At 44.8% G+C, this 22054-nt stretch carries 19 protein-coding genes; 11 read left to right on the top strand and 8 right to left on the bottom strand.

Annotated elements, in window-relative coordinates:
• Positions 1–73: 73 nt before the first annotated feature.
• The 8 genes from FTU19_RS01575 (at position 74) to FTU19_RS01540 (ending at position 10903) form a co-directional block, all read left to right on the top strand.
• Complete coding sequence (locus FTU19_RS01575; protein ID WP_166136328.1) at positions 74–2263, top strand: carboxy terminal-processing peptidase; 2190 nt, start codon at positions 74–76, stop codon at positions 2261–2263.
• A gap of 426 nt (positions 2264–2689) precedes the next feature.
• Positions 2690–4747, top strand: a complete 2058-nt coding sequence (locus FTU19_RS01570) for an EAL domain-containing protein (protein ID WP_180129970.1) — start codon at positions 2690–2692, stop codon at positions 4745–4747.
• Positions 4748–5034: 287 nt separating this feature from the next.
• The gene (locus FTU19_RS01565) at positions 5035–6627 is read left to right on the top strand and encodes a peptide chain release factor 3 (RefSeq protein WP_180010879.1); all 1593 of its coding nucleotides are present in this window, start codon (positions 5035–5037) and stop codon (positions 6625–6627) included.
• Positions 6628–6722: 95 nt separating this feature from the next.
• Complete coding sequence (locus FTU19_RS01560; protein ID WP_180010877.1) at positions 6723–7550, top strand: hypothetical protein; 828 nt, start codon at positions 6723–6725, stop codon at positions 7548–7550.
• Positions 7551–7599: 49 nt separating this feature from the next.
• Positions 7600–8562 (top strand): RsiV family protein, encoded by a 963-nt coding sequence (locus tag FTU19_RS01555; RefSeq protein WP_180025112.1) that lies wholly within the window; start codon positions 7600–7602, stop codon positions 8560–8562.
• Complete coding sequence (locus FTU19_RS01550; RefSeq protein WP_171505610.1) at positions 8559–9380, top strand: TatD family hydrolase; 822 nt, start codon at positions 8559–8561, stop codon at positions 9378–9380. The genes FTU19_RS01555 and FTU19_RS01550 overlap by 4 nt, the downstream gene beginning before the upstream one ends.
• Positions 9381–9508: 128 nt before the next feature.
• Positions 9509–10315: an enoyl-ACP reductase gene (locus tag FTU19_RS01545; protein ID WP_004782067.1), complete on the top strand. Its 807-nt coding sequence runs from the start codon at positions 9509–9511 to the stop codon at positions 10313–10315.
• A 189-nt stretch (positions 10316–10504) separates the two neighbouring features.
• On the top strand, positions 10505–10903 hold the full coding sequence (locus tag FTU19_RS01540) for a cytochrome b562 (protein WP_180025113.1): 399 nt from the start codon (positions 10505–10507) through the stop codon (positions 10901–10903).
• Between the two features lie 51 nt (positions 10904–10954).
• Here FTU19_RS01540 and secB read toward each other — a convergent pair whose 3' ends face one another.
• The 4 genes from secB to rsgA form a co-directional block, all read right to left on the bottom strand.
• On the bottom strand, positions 10955–11413 hold the full coding sequence (gene secB / locus FTU19_RS01535; protein WP_004782070.1) for a protein-export chaperone SecB: 459 nt from the start codon (positions 11411–11413) through the stop codon (positions 10955–10957).
• 35 nt (positions 11414–11448) lie between these two features.
• Positions 11449–11703 carry a glutaredoxin 3 gene (grxC, locus tag FTU19_RS01530; RefSeq protein ID WP_004782071.1) on the bottom strand — a complete coding sequence of 85 codons (255 nt, stop codon included), beginning with the start codon at positions 11701–11703 and terminating at the stop codon, positions 11449–11451.
• Positions 11704–11724: 21 nt separating this feature from the next.
• Positions 11725–12132 (bottom strand): rhodanese-like domain-containing protein, encoded by a 408-nt coding sequence (locus FTU19_RS01525; protein WP_005232169.1) that lies wholly within the window; start codon positions 12130–12132, stop codon positions 11725–11727.
• 93 nt (positions 12133–12225) lie between these two features.
• Positions 12226–13284: a ribosome small subunit-dependent GTPase A gene (gene rsgA / locus FTU19_RS01520; protein ID WP_180025114.1), complete on the bottom strand. Its 1059-nt coding sequence runs from the start codon at positions 13282–13284 to the stop codon at positions 12226–12228.
• 124 nt (positions 13285–13408) lie between these two features.
• Between rsgA and orn the strand changes: the two genes are divergently transcribed.
• A complete protein-coding gene (gene orn, locus FTU19_RS01515; RefSeq protein ID WP_004782074.1) occupies positions 13409–13963 on the top strand; it encodes an oligoribonuclease in 555 nt (184 codons plus the stop codon).
• A 35-nt stretch (positions 13964–13998) separates the two neighbouring features.
• Here the strand turns inward: orn and FTU19_RS01510 are convergent, their stop codons facing one another.
• Entirely contained in the window at positions 13999–14247 is a 249-nt protein-coding gene (locus FTU19_RS01510) for a hypothetical protein (RefSeq protein WP_180025115.1), read from the bottom strand.
• Between the two features lie 198 nt (positions 14248–14445).
• Here FTU19_RS01510 and FTU19_RS01505 point away from each other — a divergent pair, with 198 nt between their 5' ends.
• Together FTU19_RS01505 and FTU19_RS01500 are read left to right on the top strand one after the other, a co-directional pair.
• Positions 14446–15216 (top strand): ThiF family adenylyltransferase, encoded by a 771-nt coding sequence (locus FTU19_RS01505; protein WP_180025116.1) that lies wholly within the window; start codon positions 14446–14448, stop codon positions 15214–15216.
• A 104-nt stretch (positions 15217–15320) separates the two neighbouring features.
• Positions 15321–17135, top strand: a complete 1815-nt coding sequence (locus FTU19_RS01500) for a tetratricopeptide repeat protein (RefSeq protein WP_180025117.1) — start codon at positions 15321–15323, stop codon at positions 17133–17135.
• 50 nt (positions 17136–17185) lie between these two features.
• Here the strand turns inward: FTU19_RS01500 and FTU19_RS01495 are convergent, their stop codons facing one another.
• The 3 genes from FTU19_RS01495 to FTU19_RS01485 are packed head-to-tail and all read right to left on the bottom strand — an operon-like array spanning position 17186 to position 21961.
• On the bottom strand, positions 17186–18598 hold the full coding sequence (locus tag FTU19_RS01495; RefSeq protein WP_180025118.1) for an efflux transporter outer membrane subunit: 1413 nt from the start codon (positions 18596–18598) through the stop codon (positions 17186–17188).
• A gap of 10 nt (positions 18599–18608) precedes the next feature.
• Positions 18609–20585 carry a MacB family efflux pump subunit gene (locus FTU19_RS01490; RefSeq protein ID WP_180025119.1) on the bottom strand — a complete coding sequence of 659 codons (1977 nt, stop codon included), beginning with the start codon at positions 20583–20585 and terminating at the stop codon, positions 18609–18611.
• Positions 20586–20587: 2 nt separating this feature from the next.
• Positions 20588–21961, bottom strand: a complete 1374-nt coding sequence (locus tag FTU19_RS01485) for a MacA family efflux pump subunit (RefSeq protein WP_180025120.1) — start codon at positions 21959–21961, stop codon at positions 20588–20590.
• Positions 21962–22054: the final 93 nt, after the last annotated feature.

The following is a 22054-nucleotide window of genomic DNA, read 5'->3' as shown; positions in this document are numbered from 1 at the left end:
TGAATACTTTAAGTTCTGCTCGGAAAGCAACACGGTCAAATTGGTCTTGAGGCCAAGGAAGTACGAATTATTTATGAAATTTCAAACAATAGCTTGTGCAGTTGCGATTGCGACAGGCGGATTATTTTTTACCCATGTGGTGAATGATGCAATTGCAGCTGATGGTAAAGAAGTAGTCAGCAAAGCAGTGCTTCAACCTTCTCAAGAACAGGCATTGGTATCCCGACAACTGGCAACTCTCGTTGATCGCCAACATTATTTGAATATGCGTCTGGATGCTCAGACTTCACAGCGTATCTTTGATTTTTATATTGATAGTCTGGATGCAGATCACAGTCTTTTTCTGGCATCTGAAATAGAAGATTATAAAAAACGCTATGGCGCTACTTTCGGTGCCAATCTGAAAGCTGGTAATTTGTCTGGCCCTTATGAAATTCATGCGCAGTATCGTGAGCGTTTAGCCCAGTTCTATACCTTTATGCTGGAAGAACTGAAAAAACCGCAAAATCTGAACCAGAAGAATGTATATATTGAAACGGATCGCGAAAAGGCGCCGTTCTTTAAAACTCAGGCTGAACAACGTGCTCACTGGTCAAAAATGCTGGTCTCTCAGCTGATTAACCTGACGATCAGTAAGGAAGAAGAGCAGGCCAAGCAGAATGCACTCAAAGCCAATCCAGAACTGGCAAATGGCCAGGATCTGACTGGGCCGGAAGATTTAACGCCTGCTCAAACCCTGACTAAGCGTTATACCCGTCAGTTAGAGCGTCTCAGCCGGATCAAGAGTGATGATGTGCTGGATAAAACCCTGAATGCGATGATGCTGACTTATGATCCGCACAGTAATTATTTCCCGCCTGTAGATGCGATGGAGCTGAACCGTCAGACTACATTGCAGCTGGAAGGGATTGGAGTGTCGATTCGCCCAGAACGTGGTAATGAAGATTACACCAAGATTGAAACCATTGTAGAAGGTGGGCCTGCCAGCAAATCAGGACAGGTAAAATCAGGTGACCGTATTGTTGGCGTTGCTCAAGACGGCGAACAGATGGTTGATGTAATTGGCTGGCCAAGCAATGAAATTGTTGGCCTGATTCGTGGTAAGCGCGGCACCAAAGTAACGCTGAAGTTATTAGGCCCGGGTGCGACCATGGGACAGGCGCGTAATGTTAGTCTTGTACGTGATGTGATTCAGGAAGAAGATGCCGGGGTTAGAACCCGTACCGTGGAAATCCAGCGTGATGGTAAAAAATATCAATATGGTGTGATTGAAATTCCATCTTTCTATCTGAACTATCGTGCCCGTCGTGCGGGTACCGACTACCGTTCCGTATCAGAAGATACCAATAAGGCCCTGAAAGAGCTGGCTGCGAAGAATGTTGCCGGTATTATTGTAGACTTGCGCAATAACCCGGGTGGTTCACTTGAAGAAGTGGCACGTATGCTGGGACAGGTGATCAAGTCAGGTCCTGTGGTTCAGATTCGTGATGGTAACGGTAATGTCAGCGTCTTTGAAGATGATGATGGTGGTGCACAAACCTATGCCGGTCCATTGGCAGTAATGGTGAACCTGGCTTCTGCATCTGCAAGTGAAATTTATTCAGCAGCAATTCAGGATTATGAACGTGGCATCGTGATTGGTAGTACCACAACAGGTAAAGGAACTGCGCAGGTTCAGCTGGATAGCTTGGCACATGGTCAGGCAACACTGACTCAGCGTAAGTTCTACCGTGTGACCGGTGGTAGTACCCAAAACAAGGGCGTGATTCCGGATATCAAGCTGGTCGATATCTATAACGAAGAGTTTGGTGAACGTAAGGCTAAAAATGCCCTAGAGTGGGATACGATTCCAACTGCACCATTTAAACGTGAAGGTGTGGTCCAAAAATATGTACCGGAACTGGCCAAGTTATCTCAACAGCGTGTCGCTCAGAATCCTCAATTCAAGTATCTGGAACAGCGTACAGCGGCTATGAAAAAAGTCGAAGACCAAAAACGTGTAGTTCTGGATCTGGAACAGCGTAAAGCTGAGTTGCTGGATATCGAGCGTAAAGCTTTAGAAGCTGAAAATGCCCGCCGTGCTGCAACCGGCCTGAAACCTTATCCGAACTGGGAAAGTTATCAGGCATCTCTGGATGCCATGGTTGAAGCCCGGGCGAAAATGAAAGCCAAAGAGCGTCCGGCATTACCGGAAGAAGAGGCTTTTGTGCTGGAAGCCGCACATGTCTTGGCTGACTATGCTCAAGTACAGTCAAAACAGTAACTTTAACATAAAGTAATATAAGTTCTAAAAACAGCCTATTTCGATAGGCTGTTTTTTTGTGCAAATAAAATGCAATATCAATTAAATATAAAGTGCTATGTAACTAAATAAAAAAGAAAAATTTGTGATTTATGTCGAATAAAAAAGCTGGAATATTAAATTTAATCAATTGATAAAATCTCAAAGACTTCTAATATATAAGCTGAATTTTTATTTTATCGATTCAGGGCAATTTTAAACTTCACTCCAGCTACTGAAGAGATAAAAATATTGCAATAAATTTTGTATATAGCTTCAAGTTTGAAGCAGTCGGGATGAACTCTGAAAAGAGTATTTTATTTTTTATAGGGCGTAAATTTAGCGGGGAATCGTGCGAATACAGCTGCGCAATAAAATAAAAATGATCGCCCAGATGGAACATTTTATATGATTCATGCTCATCATGATGTCAGTCTGCTCATTGGATCGATGGCTGTAGCATTTATTGTCTGCTATTTGACGCTTACGCTTGAGCAGATGCTATTTCGTAATGTATCGCTAAGGTTGAAAACCCTTATTTTACTGTTCAGCGGTGGCTTGCTGGGGCTAGCAATCTGGGGAATGCATTATGTCGGCATGACGGCAGCTCATTTTCCTGATGCTTATGATATAGATACTGCACTCACCTTAAGTTCTTATGTGATTAGCTTTGTGGGAGCAACCTTTGCCATCTGGCTCACCACCCGTAAAACTTTGCCTTGTGCCCGTCTGATTCTAGGGGCTGTCCTGATGGGGCTGGGTATGTCAGGAATGCACTATGTGGGCATGCTGGGCCTGAATGTTAAAAATCATGTGACTGCCTATCACCCTTTATTAATGATCTGTTCGATTCTGATTGCGACAAGTGGGGCGGGACTCAGTTTCTGGGTGGCATTCAAATATCGACAGGCAGTGCAAAGTACGATCCGGATGAAGCTCGTGGTCGCAAGTATGCTCACGTTGACCATTGTCGGGATGCATTATACGGGAATGGCGGCACTCAGTTTTTATGAAAATGCCCATCCATTGAGCCAGATCAGTCATTCCCACTATGACTTGCTATTTTCAGTCATCCTGATTAGTTGTCTGGTACTGGTGACTGCATTTGGCGTAGCCATGCTGGAGTTACGCTTTGAATCACGTAACCGTCAGCTGATGCTGGCCAATAAAGAGCTGGCGAATCAGGCGATTCAGGATAATCTCACCAAACTGCCAAACCGTTTATATCTGGTCAAATATGCACAATTGCTGTTTTCTGGCCGGCAGCAAGATGCTCAGCATGAAATCGCTTTTTTATATATTGATTTGGATCGCTTTAAAGCCGTGAATGATGTGTTTGGCCATCACGTTGGGGATCAGCTACTGATTCAGCTGGCTTATCGTATTCATCAAATTCTGGGAGATGATTCCAAACTGCTGCGGATCGGTGGCGATGAATTTCTGCTGGTGCTGGAAAATACTACAGTAGAGCAGGCCTCGAAAATATCAGAAAAGATTCTGGAACTGATTCAGGAAAGTTTCCAGATCAGTGGCAAGACCATCAATATCTCGGGCAGTATCGGGATCGCCATGTATCCGAAGCATGGCCAGAATCTGCAGGATCTGCTGATCAATGCAGATGCCGCCATGTTGACTTCCAAGTATCAGGGACGGAATACCTATTCTGTTTTTAATTTCTCGACCGATCAGCATGAAAGCAAAAGCCAGAGTAAACTGATCAATGATCTGTATAAGGCAGTAGAAGAACAGCAATTTATCTTGGTTTATCAGCCAAAATTTACCCATGATGAGCAGATCTGTGGTGTAGAAGCGCTAATCCGCTGGAAGCACCCATTGCATGGTTTGCTGGGTCCGAATATGTTTATTCCCGGAGCAGAAAAAACCGGTTTGATTATTCCGATGGGCTACTGGGCTCTAGAGCAGGCCTGCAAACAGATTCAGCTCTGGGAAGCTGATCATGCTGATTTTTTCCCAATCGGCGTCAATTTATCTGCGGTTCAGTTTGAGCATAAGCATCTGATCAGCACACTGGAACAACTTCTGAATCAATATAAAATTGATCCTCAACATTTGATGATCGAGATTACCGAATCGACTGCCATGCATCATATTGATTCGAGTATCCGGACTTTGCAGCAGTTGCGTCAAATGGGCATCCAGTTGGCGATTGATGATTTTGGTACCGGGCATTCTAGCTTCCTGTATTTAAAAAACCTGCCTGTCGATGAGCTGAAAATTGACAAGGAATTTATTCAGGGTCTGAGTGCAGGTTCCAAGGAAGAAATGATTCTGGAAAGTATTATTCAGCTGGCCATTAAACTCGGTTTAAAAGTGACAGCTGAAGGAATTGAAACTGTGCAGCAGGCAGAAATTTTAACCCGTTTGGGCTGTCAGCAGATGCAGGGCTATCTGCTGGGTAAACCGATGGATGTCGAGCAACTTGAAGCTAGGGCCTTTGTTTCTTGAACCCGGTAAATCACTATTTAGAATTTTTTATTATTAAACTAATCAATTGTAAATTATAAAATTTATGTGGTTATCGATTTATAATTTCTAGATTGGGTAGTGAATTAAATCCGTTAAATCGACGAGCCAAAAAAATATCAGTTCAACCAGAAAAGAGAATGGGAAACTGCGATTTCTCCAGTTTATAGGGCTGCTTATTGGCTCTAGAAATCTGCTACAATATCGTCAATTTTTCATATTGATCGTATTTGATCTTGAGCACTGCGGTTCTGCAGTAGGTATTTTCCATGAGTTTTAAAGATGAGTTAGCGGCACAGGTCGCTCAGCGACGTACATTCGCCATTATTTCCCACCCCGATGCCGGTAAAACCACCATGACAGAAAAATTGCTGTTATGGGGTCAGGCCATTCAGGTTGCAGGTATGGTGAAAAGCCGTAAATCGGATCGTGCAGCCACTTCTGACTGGATGGAAATGGAAAAAGAACGTGGGATTTCGATCACCACGTCCGTCATGCAGTTCCCGTTCAAGGACAAGATGATTAACCTGCTCGATACCCCGGGGCATGAAGATTTCTCGGAAGATACTTACCGTACCCTCACTGCGGTAGACTCAGCGCTGATGGTGATTGACGGTGCAAAAGGTGTCGAGGAACGTACCATTAAATTGATGGAAGTGTGTCGTATGCGTGACACCCCCATCATTTCTTTCGTCAACAAAATGGACCGTGAAATCCGTGAGCCTTTAGAGCTGCTGGATGAAATTGAAAATGTCCTGAAAATTAAATGTGTGCCGATTACCTGGCCACTCGGTACAGGACGTGACTTTGCAGGTGTCTATAACCTGCTCGAAGAAAAGTTCTATGTCTATAAAGCCGGTTTTGGTTCAGTGATTACTGATATCGAAGTTCGTGATGGCTATGATCATGCAGACTTACGTGAAAAAGTCGGAGAGCTGGCTTGGGCTGCGTTTGAAGAATCGTTGGAACTGGTACAAATGGCGAATGAGCCATTAGATCGTGAAGAATTCCTGGCAGGCCGTCAAACTCCAGTGCTGTTCGGTACAGCTTTAGGTAACTTCGGTGTCGACCATGTTCTGGATACATTTAGCGAATATGCACCGCCTCCCAAAGCGCATCCGACTCAAGACCGTAAAGTAGAGGCAGATGAAGAAGGTTTCACAGGCTTTATCTTCAAGATTCAGGCCAATATGGACCCGAAACACCGTGACCGTATTGCTTTCATGCGAATCTGTTCAGGTAAGTATGAAAAAGGCATGAAAATGAAGCATGTGCGTATCGATAAAGATATCCGCATTAGTGATGCCTTGACCTTCCTGGCCGGTGACCGTCAGCATCTGGAAGAAGCATGGCCGGGCGATATTATTGGTCTGCATAACCACGGTACCATCCAGATCGGTGATACCTTCACTTCAGGTGAAAAACTGCAATTTACCGGTATTCCGCACTTTGCGCCGGAAATGTTCCGCCGTGTCCGTCTCAAAGATCCATTGAAGTCAAAACAGCTGCAAAAAGGTCTGAAAGAGCTTTCTGAAGAAGGTGCGACTCAGGTATTCATGCCACAAAACAGCAATGACCTGATTGTTGGTGCTGTGGGTGTGCTGCAGTTCGAAGTGGTAGCGTATCGTCTGAAAGAAGAGTACAAGGTGGACTGTATTTATGAGCCAGTGAGCATCAATACAGTACGTTGGGTGTCTTGTGCAGATGAGAAGAAATTCAACGAATTCAAGAAAAAAGCCCATGACCAGTTATCTGTAGATGGTGGTGGTCACTTGACTTATCTTGCACCAAGCCGGGTGAATTTACAGCTGATGCAAGAACGTTATCCAGATATCGTATTCCGTAATACACGCGAACACTAAGCCTTCAGGCTTGGAAAATGTTAAACAGCTTCTCCGGAAGCTGTTTTATTTTGTGCTACATTTAAACGACTCATTACTTATATCTCTAAAAAATCATGAAGTTTAGTAAGGAAATCCTGCTCGGCTCAGTCATTGGCTGTAGTTTGTTACTTGGAGCATGTGATAAAAATGAAAAAAAACAGCCAGCTACGGAACAGAAAAAATCTGCAGCAGTCACCCCTGAAGAAAAAGCCAAATTTTTGCCTTACCTGAATATTCAGGAGAAATCGGCCGATATTGCCTTGCCATTTTGTGAGACCAAAAACTGTATTAATCTGGATATTCAGACCTTAAAGACAGCCGATGCCTGGCTAAACCAGTCTATTGAAAAGCAGCAGGCGAAAGTGATTCAGGATCAAATTGGCCTAAAGCAGGATATGAGCCTGCAGCAGGCGGTTAATGCCTATGTAAAAAAATCCGATGCCTGGCAAGCCCAGCTCAAACTGAACAAGGCCTATGAGTTATCGCTGTATACCCGCATTCCTTATCAGCGTAATCAATTTGTGTTAATGCAAATTGGGGTAGACAGCACACAGGAAAATATCCGCGTTAATGAACGCTATTATTTTTTTGTGGCTGACCGGCTGCAGCAAAAAATACTCAGTCCTCTGGATATTATCAATCCTGAACAGCAGTTGCAGATGGACCAAATTGTGCAGCAGGCTTACCAAAAATGGTTAAAGGACAATAATGCGGAAGTCCAGCAGAAAGCTCCAAAAAAACTGTATTGGGGGCAGGCGGACTGGTTCTTTGATCAGGAAGGAATTGGTCTACATTATCGGAGTCAGGAAATTAGCAAAGATGCCAAACAACTGGACATCTATTTAACCAAAGAACAAACACAACAAGTCTTGAAAGTGGATATTTATCAGAATATGTTCTAACAGGTAGGTCCTGCAAGGATAAATGATGATGTTGAATAAAGGTTAATGCATGTCAAATTATAAGAATGTTTTATGTCTGTCAGTATTGGCATCAGCAGTTTTGCTGAGTGCCTGCCAGCCTAAGGAAAGAGAGCCGAAAGAACCTGCTGCACCTGAAGTGGTACAGGCTCAGCCTGAAGTGCTGAAGCTGAGTGGTGATACTGAGAAGCTGAAACTGGCCTTGCCTGAATGTGAAGGAAAAAACTGTCCTGAGATTTCTATTGAGCGATTGAAAAGCAATCAGCCATTTATTGATGAATGGATAGATCAGCAGATTCTGCAGCAGCTACAGGGTATTTTGTCTATTGATGCGATCGAACCGGCGAAAGCATCGGCTGCCAGTGAAGCTGAAGCCGCTGCTTCCGAACCGCAAACTGCATTAGCCAATGTCCAAACTCCGAAACAGCAGCTTGAAGAGCAGATTCAGCCGCATATGCAGACTTTCCTGAATCTGGATAAGGAGTTGAAAGCACTCAGTGCCAGCCATAGTATCACCCTGATGATCAAACCGAGAATTCTACAGTCTGGTGATCCACTCGCGACTGTGGTCTTAAACAGTACTCATTATCTCGGTGGTGCGCATGGCGCTTCTGCTCAAACCTACTACAATTTTGATCTTGAGCAGAAAAAGCTGTTTAAGCTGGACGATATCATTCTGTCTAAACAAAAGGCTCAGCTCGAAGCCAAAGCTTATGAGGCTTTTAAAACCTGGGTGATGGAATCTAAACTGGCCAATGATGTAGCCGAATATGAACAGGCCTGGAAATTCAAACTGACGGATAATTTCTATCTGTCTAAACAGGGACTGGCGCTGCAATATGCTGAATATGAAATTGGTCCTTATGTGGTCGGTTTGCCACGTCTGGTCATTCCTTATGAACAGTTGAATGGCATTTTGAAACCTGAATATCTGCCTCAAACAGAGAACGCTGCTTCAGAAGCCCAGCCTGCAACTCCTGCCAAAGCACGCTGATGGTTTCGTTATTTGATACCCATACCCATTTTGATGTTCCCGATTTTGATCATGATCGGGAACAGCTGGCTTATGCATCCAAAGCAGCAGGGGTGGAGCATCTGGTTTTAATCGGTTTTTTACAGAGCCGGTTTAAGGATTTATTGCAGACGCATCATTTTATTAATCAGTTAGACAATGCGCCTCAAAGTCATCTGGCACCCGGCCTGCATCCATTTTATATTGAGCAGCATCAACCTGAGCATTTACAGGATCTGGAGCAGTTATTAAGCACAGAGCCTTGTATTGCCATTGGTGAAATTGGTCTGGATACTTTCGATAAACGGCATAAACAGCCGGAACTTTTTCAGAAACAGAAAGATTTTTTTGCTGCACAGCTGGAACTGGCGCAGCAGTTTGATAAACCTGTGTTACTGCATATCCGCAAATCTCATGCCGATGTTTTACAGATTCTAAAACAGCATCAGTTTAAACAGGGCGGTATTGCCCATGCCTTTGGTGGCGGGATTGAAGAAGCCAAAGCCTTTATCAAGCTGGGCTTCAAGCTTGGAATAACAGGACAAATCACCAATCCGAATGCCAAAAAACTGCATCAGGTGGTACAGCAGGTAGGACCGGAACATCTGGTACTTGAAACCGATTGTCCGGACATGACGCCCTTATGTTGCCAGCATTCGACAGAACAGCGGACTCGCAATACGCCTGCCAATCTGCCTTATGTCCTGCAAGGCTTGGCCAAGAGTCTGCATATGGATCAGGATGAACTGGCACAGCAGCTCTGGAAAAACACCCATCAGGCTTTACATCTGGCGATCTAAGATAAAACCCTACATCGGTCGGAAAGCGTATTTCAATGTATGATCCAGTGAAAAAAGGTGCATTATGCAATTTCTAAAATGCTTTAGACTTGGCATCATGCATATAAATTATTTTGAGTGAGATTCACATGGCACAAGGACTATTGGCGGGTAAGCGCTTCTTGATCGCAGGTATTGCAAGTAAATTATCAATTGCTTTTGGTATTGCTCAGGCATTACATCGTGAAGGTGCAGAACTCGCTTTTACTTATCCAAATGAAAAGCTGAAAAAACGTGTAGATGATTTTGCTGCACAATTCGGTTCGGAATTGGTTTTTCCTTGTGATGTGGCCGTAGATGCTGAAATTGACAATGCATTTGCAGAACTGGCAAAACACTGGGATGGTCTGGATGGCGTCGTACATTCAATCGGTTTCGCACCAGCACATACTTTAGATGGTGATTTCACTGACGTGACGGATCGCGAAGGCTTTAAGATTGCCCATGACATCAGTGCTTACAGCTTTATCGCGATGGCACGCGCTGCGAAGCCATTACTGGCTGCACGTCAAGGCTGCCTGTTAACGCTGACTTATCAAGGTTCTGAGCGTGTGATGCCAAACTACAATGTGATGGGTCTGGCGAAAGCCTCTTTAGAAGCAGGTGTACGTTACCTGGCATCTAGCCTGGGTGCAGAAGGTATCCGTGTGAATGCCATCTCAGCCGGTCCAATCCGTACATTAGCAGCGTCTGGTATTAAATCGTTCCGTAAAATGCTGGACCTAAATGAAAAAGTGGCTCCACTAAAACGCAATGTGACCATTGAAGATGTCGGTAATGCAGCATTGTTTCTGTGCTCACCATGGGCGAATGGGATTACTGGTGAAATCATGTATGTCGATGCGGGTTATAACACAGTAGGTATGAGTGCTGAACTGATGCTGGATGCAGAATAAGTCGCTTTAAAAGATTAATTCTCAGCAGAGAAAAACCCTCAAGTTTTTGAGGGTTTTTTATTTTTAACTCTAATTGTTAATGATGTAAGTCTGATGACAAGGGATACAAGAATTTGGATCAAAATAATTTATCTTTCAGGACTTTCCCACTAAGATGCTTAATATAAAAACAATACAGGACAATTAAGGATGTTTAAAAATTTTTTAATCAGCATGATTTTTGTGATGGGAACTGTGGGGATCACCACGTCGGGCATGGCAGCAGACAATCACTATCATGACAATATGCATGAACTTGACCATCATTTAAAAAATTTCAAATCTGCCAAGGATAGCAAAGAGGCGCGGGCAGCATTGCAAGGCATGCTAAAATCTGTGGAAGTCTGCCAGAAAAATTTACCCTCAGGTCTGCAAAAGCTAAAATCCAAAGATGCAAAAATTACGGCTTATCAGGGATTGTTAACTGACTTATTGAAAGAGATTAAACAAGCTGAGCAACTTGTTGCAGCCAATCAGCTAGCCAAAGCACAAACATTGACAGAGAAAATGGATCAGATTAAAAAGCAGGGGCATCAAGCCTTTAAATAAGCCATAAAAAAGACCGCAATTGCGGTCTTTTTTAACTTCAAGATCAAGTGATTAAGCTTGACCTTCAACAGCAGCAGCTTGCGCACGTTGCATGTTCGCTTCAAATTCAGCATCGAAGTTGATTGGAGTAAGCAGCAATTGCGGGAAGCTACCTTTAGTGACCATATCATTCACCGCTTCACGAAGGAACGGGAACAGAATGTTCGGGCAGTAAGCACCAAGAATGTATGGCAGACGCTCTTCTTCCACGCCATCAATCAGGAAAATCCCTGCTTGAGTCACGTCAACGATAAACGCTGTATCACCTTCATTGGTTGCTTGAACCACAACTTTTAAAGCCACTTCAAAATGAGTCGGATCAATTTTTTCTGCAGAAGAAGAAAGGTTGATGTTTAACTCAGGTTGCCATTGCTTGGTAAAAACTTGTGCCCCAGGAACTTCAAAAGAAATATCTTTAGTGTAAATACGCTCTAATGCCAATTGTGGTTGAGCTTGTTGTTCTTCACTCATTCTTTAATCCTTGATATGAGGTAGGTTTTAGTAAATTAAGCCAATAATTCGTCTAGTTTGCCTTCACGCTCTAGGGCATAAAGTTGATCAAAACCGCCGATAAATTGTTCATTAATAAAAATCTGTGGCACGGTACGATGATTGGTGCGTTGCATCAATTCAAGACGCACTTCAGGGGCTTCATTCGATAAATTAATTTCTTTGAATGCAACACCTTTGCGCTCAAGGAGCTGTTTTGCACGGATACAATACGGACATACTGTCGTCGAATAGATAGTAACTTCAGCCATGATCAATCTCCTGTTCGCAGATTATTTGCTTTTCACCAAAGGTAAACCTTGAGCTTTCCAGTTTGTAATGCCGCCATCCAGACGGTAGGCATCTGCATGACCTACCTGTTGAAGCGCAGAACCTGCAACTTGCCCAAGATTACAAATGAACACCAACGGGCGATCAGATGCTTTTAACTCATCAACGTGTTTTGTAATTTGGCTATATGGAATGTTACGGCTACCACTGATGTGACCTTCACGGAAGTCTTTGGCATCACGTAAATCAATCAGCATGGCATTTTTTGCTTTAACTAAAATTCCCAGCGATTGCGGAGAGATTTTGCGACCATTACGTTGACCTTCGATGATGAAGAAGACAACCACGAGTACCGCGAGTGTTCCAAACAAGAAGGGGTGATTCCCCATAAACTCGAACCAACGTTCCACAATTCACCTAATTACAATTTTAAAATTGCCAAGAGTATAGCTCATAAATATGGTGATCAAAATCACCGCTTCAAGGGCTAAGCCTTAAGAAAATTAATTTTTTTGCTGCGCTTTGTTAATTTCGCCGATTAAACGTAAATAGCTGTCCAGCCGGCGCGGCAAAATTTCCCCTGTTGATGCTGCCTGACGTAAGGCACACTGCTTTTCATGCTTATGTGTGCAGTTACGGAACTGGCAGTGTCCCAAGAGGTTTTCAATCTCTGGGAAACCAGTCTGCACTTTGTCCAAAGTCAGGTGCCAGAGACCAAACTCGCGAATTCCCGGAGAGTCAATAAGGGCCGCACCGTCACCAAAGGAAATGAGACGTGTGGAGGTCGTCGTATGCTGACCCAGTGCCGAGTTTTCAGAAATGGCATTGGTTTTCTGTGCAGCATCCGGAACGATGGCATTGATCAGCGTACTTTTACCTACACCAGACTGACCGACAAACGCTACAGTTTCCTCATTCAGACGAGCGGACAGTTCTGTCAGATCGCCATCGGACTGGGTTTGCATGACTTCATAACCCAAATCTTTATATTCTTTAAGCAGATCAAGAATCGGATCATTTTCCTTGAGCAAATCTGATTTATTGAGCACTAAAAGTGCTGGAATCTCTGCATCTGCACAAGCCACCAGATAACGGTCAATCAAACCTGGTGCTGGTTCAGGCAATGGCGCGAACACAATCACAATCAGGGAAATATTGGCGGCAACCGGTTTAACCTTGTGGTAACGGTCAGGACGGGTCAGCAAAGAAGTGCGCGGATGAATCGCTGTAATAATGCCGAGTCCGGTATTGGGATCAGCCTGCCATTTGACCCGGTCACCTGTTACCAGCAATTCCAGGTTAGTTCGGGTATGGCAGCGCCAGACACTCCCTAGTTCAATCGGCTTCCAGAATGGCTCAGGTTCACCTTCAGCCACGACCGGTTTTTCAGGATGCTGTTCAGGTACAGACAAGGCCTGGACTTTAAGCTGGCGGCCATAATGCTGCACGACCAGTCCTTCCAGGTCTTGAGAGGTATCGATCTCTTCCTGACGCGTTTTGTGCTGTTTTTGAATACGACGTTGTTGTTGTTCAGTTAAACGACGTTTACGTATTAAAGCCATTCAAATCCTAAAAAACCATGGGAGCGAGATGGCAAAAATAGCATGAAGCGGGGTGTCAGTTACAGCATCGACGTAATAAATTTGCTACTATAAATGTTTTATAGCCTAATAAGATTGCACATTTATGAGCAGCACCCCGGATAGCCGCCTGATTTGGATTGACCTGGAAATGACAGGTCTGGATACAGATAATGACCAGATTATTGAAGTTGCCACGATTGTAACGGACGATAACCTAAATATTCTTGCCGAAGGGCCCGTGCTAGCTGTGCATCAATCTGACCGTATCCTGAATGCGATGGACGAGTGGAATACTCGTCAGCATGGTCAGTCTGGCCTGATTGAGCGTGTACGCCGCAGTAAATTGACTGCTCAGGATGCAGAACGTGAAACGATTGAATTCCTGAAAAAATGGGTCAATCCAAAAGTATCGCCGATGTGTGGTAACTCGATCTGTCAGGACCGTCGCTTTCTGCACCGTTTAATGCCTGAACTGGAACAGTATTTCCATTACCGTAATCTAGACGTATCTTCAGTAAAAGAGCTGGCAAAACGCTGGCGCCCTGAAATCATGAGTGGTCTGAAGAAAAATGCTTCGCATCTAGCGATGGATGATATCCGTGATTCGATTGCTGAACTGAAATATTATCGTGAATATTTCTTCATTATGAATAAATAATCCGAGCAAATAAAAAAGAGGCGAAAGCTTCTTTTTTATTGCTTGGCAGAAAGTTTCTTGTGATAAAAGTTTTCACTGCTTTCAAACAGTACCCAGGTCAGAAGCACCAGAGCAAGATGGGTTTGGGTTTCATATTGATCCAAGATAATCAAAGCAAATAATCCCAAAGTCAGGATACGGATCATGATACTGAGATAATAATTTTTCTGCTTTTTAAAGATTAAGACGTAAAGATAGAGCAGGAACAGCAAAACCACCAGGGCAAAAAGGGCGTTAAATAGCATGCTGATCTGGCTCCCTTTAAGGTAATCCTAATTGAAATATTGTGAAGTTTATGGTGGTTGTAATTTGATCGATTTTACGTGTTTTAGCGATGGCACAAGAAAGCTTTTTTGACTGATTTTGTATCTGAATTTTAGTGGCAGTAAAGTGCCCATGATTTTGCTAAAATGCTCTGGTGTTTTTCTTGCTATTGATGACCTATGACTGATCTGCTTCAAGATGATGAGTACGACCGCCGTTTTTCGGGTGTAGCCAAAATTTATGGTGACGATAGCTTTCATCATTATGAAAACAGTCACGTGATGGTGATCGGAATTGGCGGTGTTGGTTCATGGGCAGTCGAAGCATTGGCACGTACCGGGATTGGTGAGCTCACACTGGTCGATATGGATGTGGTCGCAGTATCGAATATTAACCGTCAGTTACCAGCTATGACGGCGACACTAGGATGTGAAAAAATCGAAATCATGGCAGAACGCTGCCGTTCGATTAATCCACGCATCAAGATCAATCTGATTGACGATTATCTGACGCCAGAAAATGTGAAAGAAATTCTGTCAGGAAATCCTGACATCATTCTGGACTGTATCGATGACGTCAAAGCGAAATTTGCCTTGATGCTGCATTGCCGTTTTAACAAGGTTCCATTGATTGTATCCGGTGGAGCAGGCGGTAAACTGGATCCCTTAAAAATCCGTGTTGCCGATTTATCCAGAACCGAACAGGATCCAATGCTGGCAAAATTACGTGCGCAATTACGTGCTAAAGGCATCTGTAAAAAGCCAAAAGAAAAATTTGGCATCACTTGTGTCTACTCTATCGATAACCCATTCTCGAGTGCAGATGTTTGTGCAAGCGCAGGCTTACGCTGTGGTGGTTATGGTTCTGCAGTGGTAGTGACCTCTAGCTTCGCCATGGTTGCGGTATCGGAAGTATTGAAAAAGCTTGATAGCAAAAGACTGAAAGCCTGATTGAGTCAACAAAAAAAGCACACGATCTGTGCTTTTTTTTATGCTAAGTTTAAAATGAATTTTTAAACATATAACAAAAACAATCTTTTGGTTTTGGAGCAGCTATGTGGTTTTTGCTAGTGCTGGTTTTGGGGATTGGGGCTTTAGCAATCTGGATGTGGAAACGTCCTGATCCGGTGAAACGTGATCAGGCCAAAGCCGTGCATCATGATCTATGGATTGAGCAGATTGATGCTCAATTGAAGTATGCAACCCGTCTAAGTACGGATCCGCATCATCCGGATTATGAACGTGCCTATCAAATTTATCAGGGGTTAGCCCAGCAGCAAGAATTGCCACAGGCTTATGTGGGCATGGCCTTGATGCACTTAAACGGACAGGGTCGTGAGCAGAGCACAGAAAAAGCCATTAGCTTTCTTGAAAAAGCTTATAGTTTAGGTGGTGAGGATGCAGCCTATCATTTAGGCCAGATCTATGATGGTCATCAATACCAATTAAATGATCTTGAAAAAGCCTTGTACTGGTATCGGCATGCGGTCGCGCGCGGTCATCTGGATGCGCAGTATCGCATCACTGAGCTGGCTGAATCTGATCATGACACTGCAGAACAGCAACGTCTGCAACTGTTAATTCAAAATGCCGAGCAGGGGCATGCCAATTCACAGTATCAGCTAGCCCAATATTATTTGGCGGATGGTGCAGCGCAAGATTTAAGTTTGGGTATCCATTATCTGTTTCTGGCAGCACAGCAGGATCACTTGGCGGCCAATCAGGATATTGCCGAAGCCTATGCAAATGGCAAAGTCTTGCCCAAAGATCAACAGCAGGCTTTGAGTTTCATTAAACGCTGTATTCATCTGGGTGATCAGAGTGGCTTATATGACTACTATGCCGGCGTGTTACTCGGCAGTATTGATCCTGATCAACGTCAACGGGTGTTTAAGCATCTATTACAGCAGTCCAAAGAACATAAAGATGCACAGGCCAAAACCCTGATCGGTCTGGCTTATTTTCATGGCTGGTATGTACAAAAAAATGAAACCATGGCATTTCGCTACTGGTCTGAAGCAGCACAAACCCGGCATCCACAGGCCTTGAGTCTGATTGCCGCACTATATTTTGAATCCTATCTGGTCGCACATGAACTGGAGAAAGCGTTTGAACTCTATCAACATGCATTGCAAAGCAATCCTGATCATGGTTTTAGCCAGATGGGCGTGGCGCTCTGCTATTTAAACGGAGTGGGGGTAGCCAAGGATACGACTAAAGCTACCCAAATGATTCAGGCAATCGCACAGCAAGAGCAACTTGCAGCACAGTCTGAAGCTGATCTGATTTATATAGTGGGACGTTTTTATGGCTTGCCTGAATATCCGCTGCCGACCCGAGAAAAGGCAATTCAATATTTGAATCAGGCGGTGGCGAAAGGATCAAGTAAGGCTGCCTGGTATCTGTATCAAGCGTATTCTGGTTTTTATCCAGTCTTTGAAGTGAATGAGGAACAGGCCAAACGTTATCTGCATCAGGCAGCTCAATTGGGCAATGCACAAGCCCAGACCGAATTAGGCTTAATGTATTTAAAGGGCAAAAAGGTGGAGCAGGATACGGCTTTAGGACTGAAATATCTGGAACAGGCTGCGAGCCAGCATAATGGTCTCGCACTAAATGCTTTAGGTGAGGCTTTGGAACAAGGAATTGGCATTGAAGCCAATTTGGATCAGGCAATCCAGTGCTATCGTAAAGCGGCTGCGCAGGTGAATGCTGATGCTTATAGTCATCTGGGGCGCTTATATACCAAAGGCATTGGTGTAGAACGTGATATTGCAATTGCCCGTGAATGGCTGGAAAAAGGCAGTCTATTAGGACATGAGCCTTCTATTGAACAGCTTAACAATGTAAATGCTTATCTGCATATGTAAACTTCAAAAAAAAACCGCTGACTAACAGCGGTTTTTATTGAGCTAAATACTTAAGGTAGTTGCTTGATCGGGCTACCACCCAAAGCTTGCATCAGGGTCACATAAGCATTGTATTGGCTTTGTCGGGTTTGCACCAAAGACAGACGGGCATTACGTGTAGTCTCTTGTGCATCCAGCAGATTTTTCAATGCCACTGCACCATTACGATAACGCACTTCGGTCAGACGTTCACTACGTTCAGCCAGTTCAACATTACGTTGTTGTAACGTAACCTGTTTGGTGAGTTCAGTACGATTGGACAGGGCATTCTCTACATCGGCAAAAGCTTCGTACATGGTCTGACGATACTGGATAATTGCCTTTTCGTATTCCAGTTCATTCACCTGTAAATCACGTTTCATATCATTCCATTGCAGGAATGGCAGGCTGAGTCCTGCGCCTAAGGTCGCCACCGGATTTTTAAGTGCATCTGACAATGATGAACTGGTGCCTACGCCAGTACTTAAATTGCCAGTCAGGCTGATCGAAGGATAATAACTGGCTTTATTGGCATCCTTGTTGGCCAAGGCTTTACGCAAACGCAATTCAGTGGCTCTCAAGTCAGGACGACGGGAGAGAAGGCTAGCAGGTAAGCCGGCTTCAATCGACGGTAAAGTAATATTCGGTAAACGTTTAGGTTCCTGAATCGAAAGCTGTTGCACAGGCATATTCATGAGTACTGCCAGCGCCGTACGCGTTTCCACACGTTGCTGTTCAATCTGACTTAAGGTCGCTTGCTGGCTTTGGATCGCCTGTTCAGCTTGAGTCAGATCGAGACCAGATACTGCCCCGGCGCGATACTGGACATTGACCAGATCATACGTACGCTGTGCAGTCGCCAGGTTTTGTTGAACTACGCTATAACGTTCATTTAGATAACCCAGCTGCCAGTACAGTTGAGCAGTCGTACCAATCAGACTTTGTGCAGTCGCTTGCAAGTCTTCTTCAGATGCCAGGGCTTCCCAGCGTGCTGCTTCAGTCTGATTGGCCAGTTTACCGAACAGATCCAGTTCATAGCTTAAGCCAGGGAAATTAACCCCAAAGCCGGATGAACTGCTGCCATCTTCCAGATCAAAGCTTCTACGCGTGGTTAACCCCGCATCACTGATACGTACACCTTGCTGGCTTTGTGTTTGTCTGGCCTGAATACGAGCTTGCTGCAAATTAATCCCGGCTACGGCCAGATCACTATTGGCTGCCAGTACGTCATTCACCAGATTATTCAATTGCGGATCTTTAAATAGAGTCCACCATTGATCTGCCAGAATATCAGCATGGATTTGCTGGCTTACAGCTTTACTGTTTTGAAAGTTGTTAGGTACCTGTACAGCAGGTTGTTCATACGGCGTTTTCACCACGGCCGCACAGCCGACCAATGAACTCCCTAGAATCAGGGCACTGGCAAGTTTGGTAAGAGTATGCATATCAGATTCCTTATTCTCGAGAAAGTGCATCGACCGGATTCAAACGGGCTGCATTACGTGCCGGGATAAAGCCGAACACAATACCGATCAGGCTTGAGCAGACAAAGGCCGCGACAATCGATGTGGTCGAGTATGCCATCTGGAAGGTTCCTCCAGCAAAATGGGTAATCAGCTGACCGATACCGAGTGACAGCAATACGCCTAAAATACCGCCCAGAATACAAACTAGAACAGCTTCAATCAGGAACTGCTGCAGAATGTCACTTTGGCGCGCACCGACCGCCATCCTTACCCCGATTTCCTGAGTACGTTCAGTCACGGAAACCAGCATAATATTCATTACACCAATACCACCGACGACCAGAGAAATCACCGCAATCGCAGAGATCAGCAAGGTCATGGTTTGAGTCGTTTGCTGAATCGTTTCACGGATACTGTCTGCATTTTGCGTAAACACATCCTGCGCACTGTGACGTTGGACCAGTAAATTCAAAATGGCATTTTCCGCGGCTGCGCTTGGATATTCATCCTTAATACGCACAATGATCTGACGCACATTCGGTTGACCCAGCATACGGCTCATGACCGTAGAGTAGGGCAGATAGACATTCAGGCTATCATTATTTCCCATCATGCCTTTTTGCGCATCAATGACGCCAATCACCCGGCTCGGTACACTGCCTAAAAGCAGTACCTGACCGACAGGATTGGTGCCATCCGCAAAGAAAGTATTTTGGGTGTTGGTATCAATCACCACATCCTGTGCCTGCTCAGTGATACTTTCCTTATCAAATGGCTGACCTGATTTAAAGGTCATACCTTTGACATAGAAGAAGTCTTCACTGACACCGTTAACCGTGGTCGATGCTTCGATCTCTTTGAAGCGTCCGGTGACACTGCTGTTAACTGATGGGCTGACCCCATCCACATAAGGCTGTTCTGCCAGTGCATCGGCATCAGCGGGAATTAGCGTCTTGGATTGGGAGGAACGTGAATTATCCCCGAAGCCCCGGCCCTGGAACACGGTAATGGTATTGGTCCCGAGACTGCTGATATTTTCCAGAATCTGCTTTTGTGAACCGTTACCCAGCGCAACGACCGAAACCACCGATGCGATCCCGATAATAATCCCGAGCATGGTCAGGAAGGTTCGCATCCGGTGCGCATTCATGGCCAATAAGGCCATACGGAAAGCTTCACCGAGACGGTCTACTGCAGAACGCCAGCTCGAGATTTTCTTCTGTTCATTTCGGACCAGATTTTCTTTCTCGAAACCATCATCAACTTCAGGCATATTCGGTTTATCTGAAATGATATTCCCGTCTGAAATCTCGATAATACGCGTCGCATTTTTTGCCACGTTATGATCATGTGTGACCAGAATAATGGTATGACCTTTGGCATTCAGCTCACGCAGAATCCGCATCACTTCAATACCGCTATTCTTATCCAGTGCACCGGTTGGTTCGTCGGCAAGAATCACGTCACCGCCATTCATCAGGGCACGGGCAATCGAAACACGCTGCTGCTGACCACCAGACAATTGACTCGGACGGTTCTGGGTTTTTTCACCCAAGCCCAAATCAGTCAGTAATTTGACAGCACGTTCGTGACGGGTATCTGAATCTGCACCGGCATAAATTGCAGGAACTTCGACGTTACCTGCCGCACTTAAATCACTGAGCAGATGATAACGCTGGAAAATAAAGCCGAAATATTCACGACGTAACTGCGCTAGTTCATCAGCTTCAAGTTCGCGGGTTTCACGGCCTTTAACTTTATAGCTGCCCTTGGTCGGCTTATCCAGACAGCCCAGAATATTCATCAGGGTGGATTTACCGGAACCGGACTGACCGACAATGGCGACCAGTTCGCCCGGATAAATCTCCAGATTGACCCCTTTTAAAATCTGGACCGTGCTTTCACCCGCAGGGAATTCACGAACCAGATTTTTGACCTCGAGTAGAGGTTGCTGTTGTTGATTCATGCTTACATTCTCATTGGGCCGGCGCCACCAGGACCACGGCCACTGCCGCCACGTTTAGCACCGTCATTAGAAGTATCAGAGCCATCTGCAATCACAACCTGATCACCACGTTTCAAGCCTTTGATCACTTGTGCAGTAACACGGTTATTCAGACCAATCAGGACAGGGGTTGGTTTTGCTGTTCCGTCTGCCTGCAATACACGAACCATGGCACGCTGAGCTTTACCTTGTTCAACCAGGGCACGTTCAGCATCAGAAAGTTCTAAGCGAGGAGGGCGGTCACCTGCCGGACGTTTACTATCGCCACGGGCTTGATCCTGACCTTCACCAAGTGCAGATGGGTCAACGGCACCGCGAGAGCCTTCACCACGATTCGGACGTTGTGGACGGTTTGAACCTTGAATGGCAGCCGCCGGAACAGTCAGTACATTTCGTGCTTCATCAAGAACGATATAGACTTGCGCCGTCATATCAATACGCAGCTTGCCATCTTCATTCGGTACATCAAACAGGGCGTTGTAATACACTGCAGAGCCTGAAGTTGAGCTTGAAGTATTGGTTTCGGTATTAATTGAATTTGGTGCAGGTTCAACCTGACGAAGTTTGGCGTAAATTTTCTTGTCAGTATTCCCTAAAGTAGTGAAATACACTGTCTGGCCTTCCTGAACTTTCATGACATCGGCTTCGGAAATCTCAGCCTTAATCGTCATGGTATCCAGTTGTGCCAGTTTCACAATCGTTGGTGCGCTTTGATTGGCGTTTACAGTCTGACCTTCTTCAGTCACGATCGCTACGATAGTTCCATCCATGGGTGCCACGATTTGGGTATAACCGAGATCTTCTTTCGCGGTTGCCAAGGTTAAACGTGACTGCTCAATCTGTGCATTAATCGCAGTGATATCTGCCTGAGCGGTTTTGTAGCTGGCTAATGCAGATTCCAGTTCTGAACGCGAGGTCGCATCTTGGGCATACATGGCTTGCTGACGCTTATACTCGGCTTCCACCTTGGCAAGATTGGCCTGTTTCACGGCGAGCTGTGCCATCTGGTTTTTAATGCTGGCTTCAGCAGTCTTTAAATCATTTTCCTGACGAACAGAGTCAATTCGGGCAATTAACTGGCCTTGTTTGACCTGATCGCCAAGTTGCACATACATTTTTTTAACCTGACCCGAAACCTGGGCACCGACACTGACCATTTTGGTGGCTTCAAGTACACCAGTTGCCAGTACCGAATTTTCAATATCCCCTTGAGTCACTTCAGCTGTAATGTATTGTGGCTGCTGCTCTTTTGGTTTTAGAAAATACCAGGCAGTGACTGCCACCAGGATGGCAATTACAATTGCCATAATGAGTTTCGTAGGTTTTATTTTTGGCATATGGATTCAGATTCGGGTCGTAGGATAACAGTTGATTATAAAAGCGAAATTAGGATAAAACGTGAATTTTTTTTATTTAAAATGAGAACTATT

This window comes from Acinetobacter sp. YH12072, assembly GCF_013419565.1.
Taxonomy (GTDB): Bacteria; Pseudomonadota; Gammaproteobacteria; order Pseudomonadales; family Moraxellaceae; genus Acinetobacter.
Note: the sequence above shows the minus strand (reverse complement) of the source record. Positions and strands in the feature narration are given on the sequence as shown.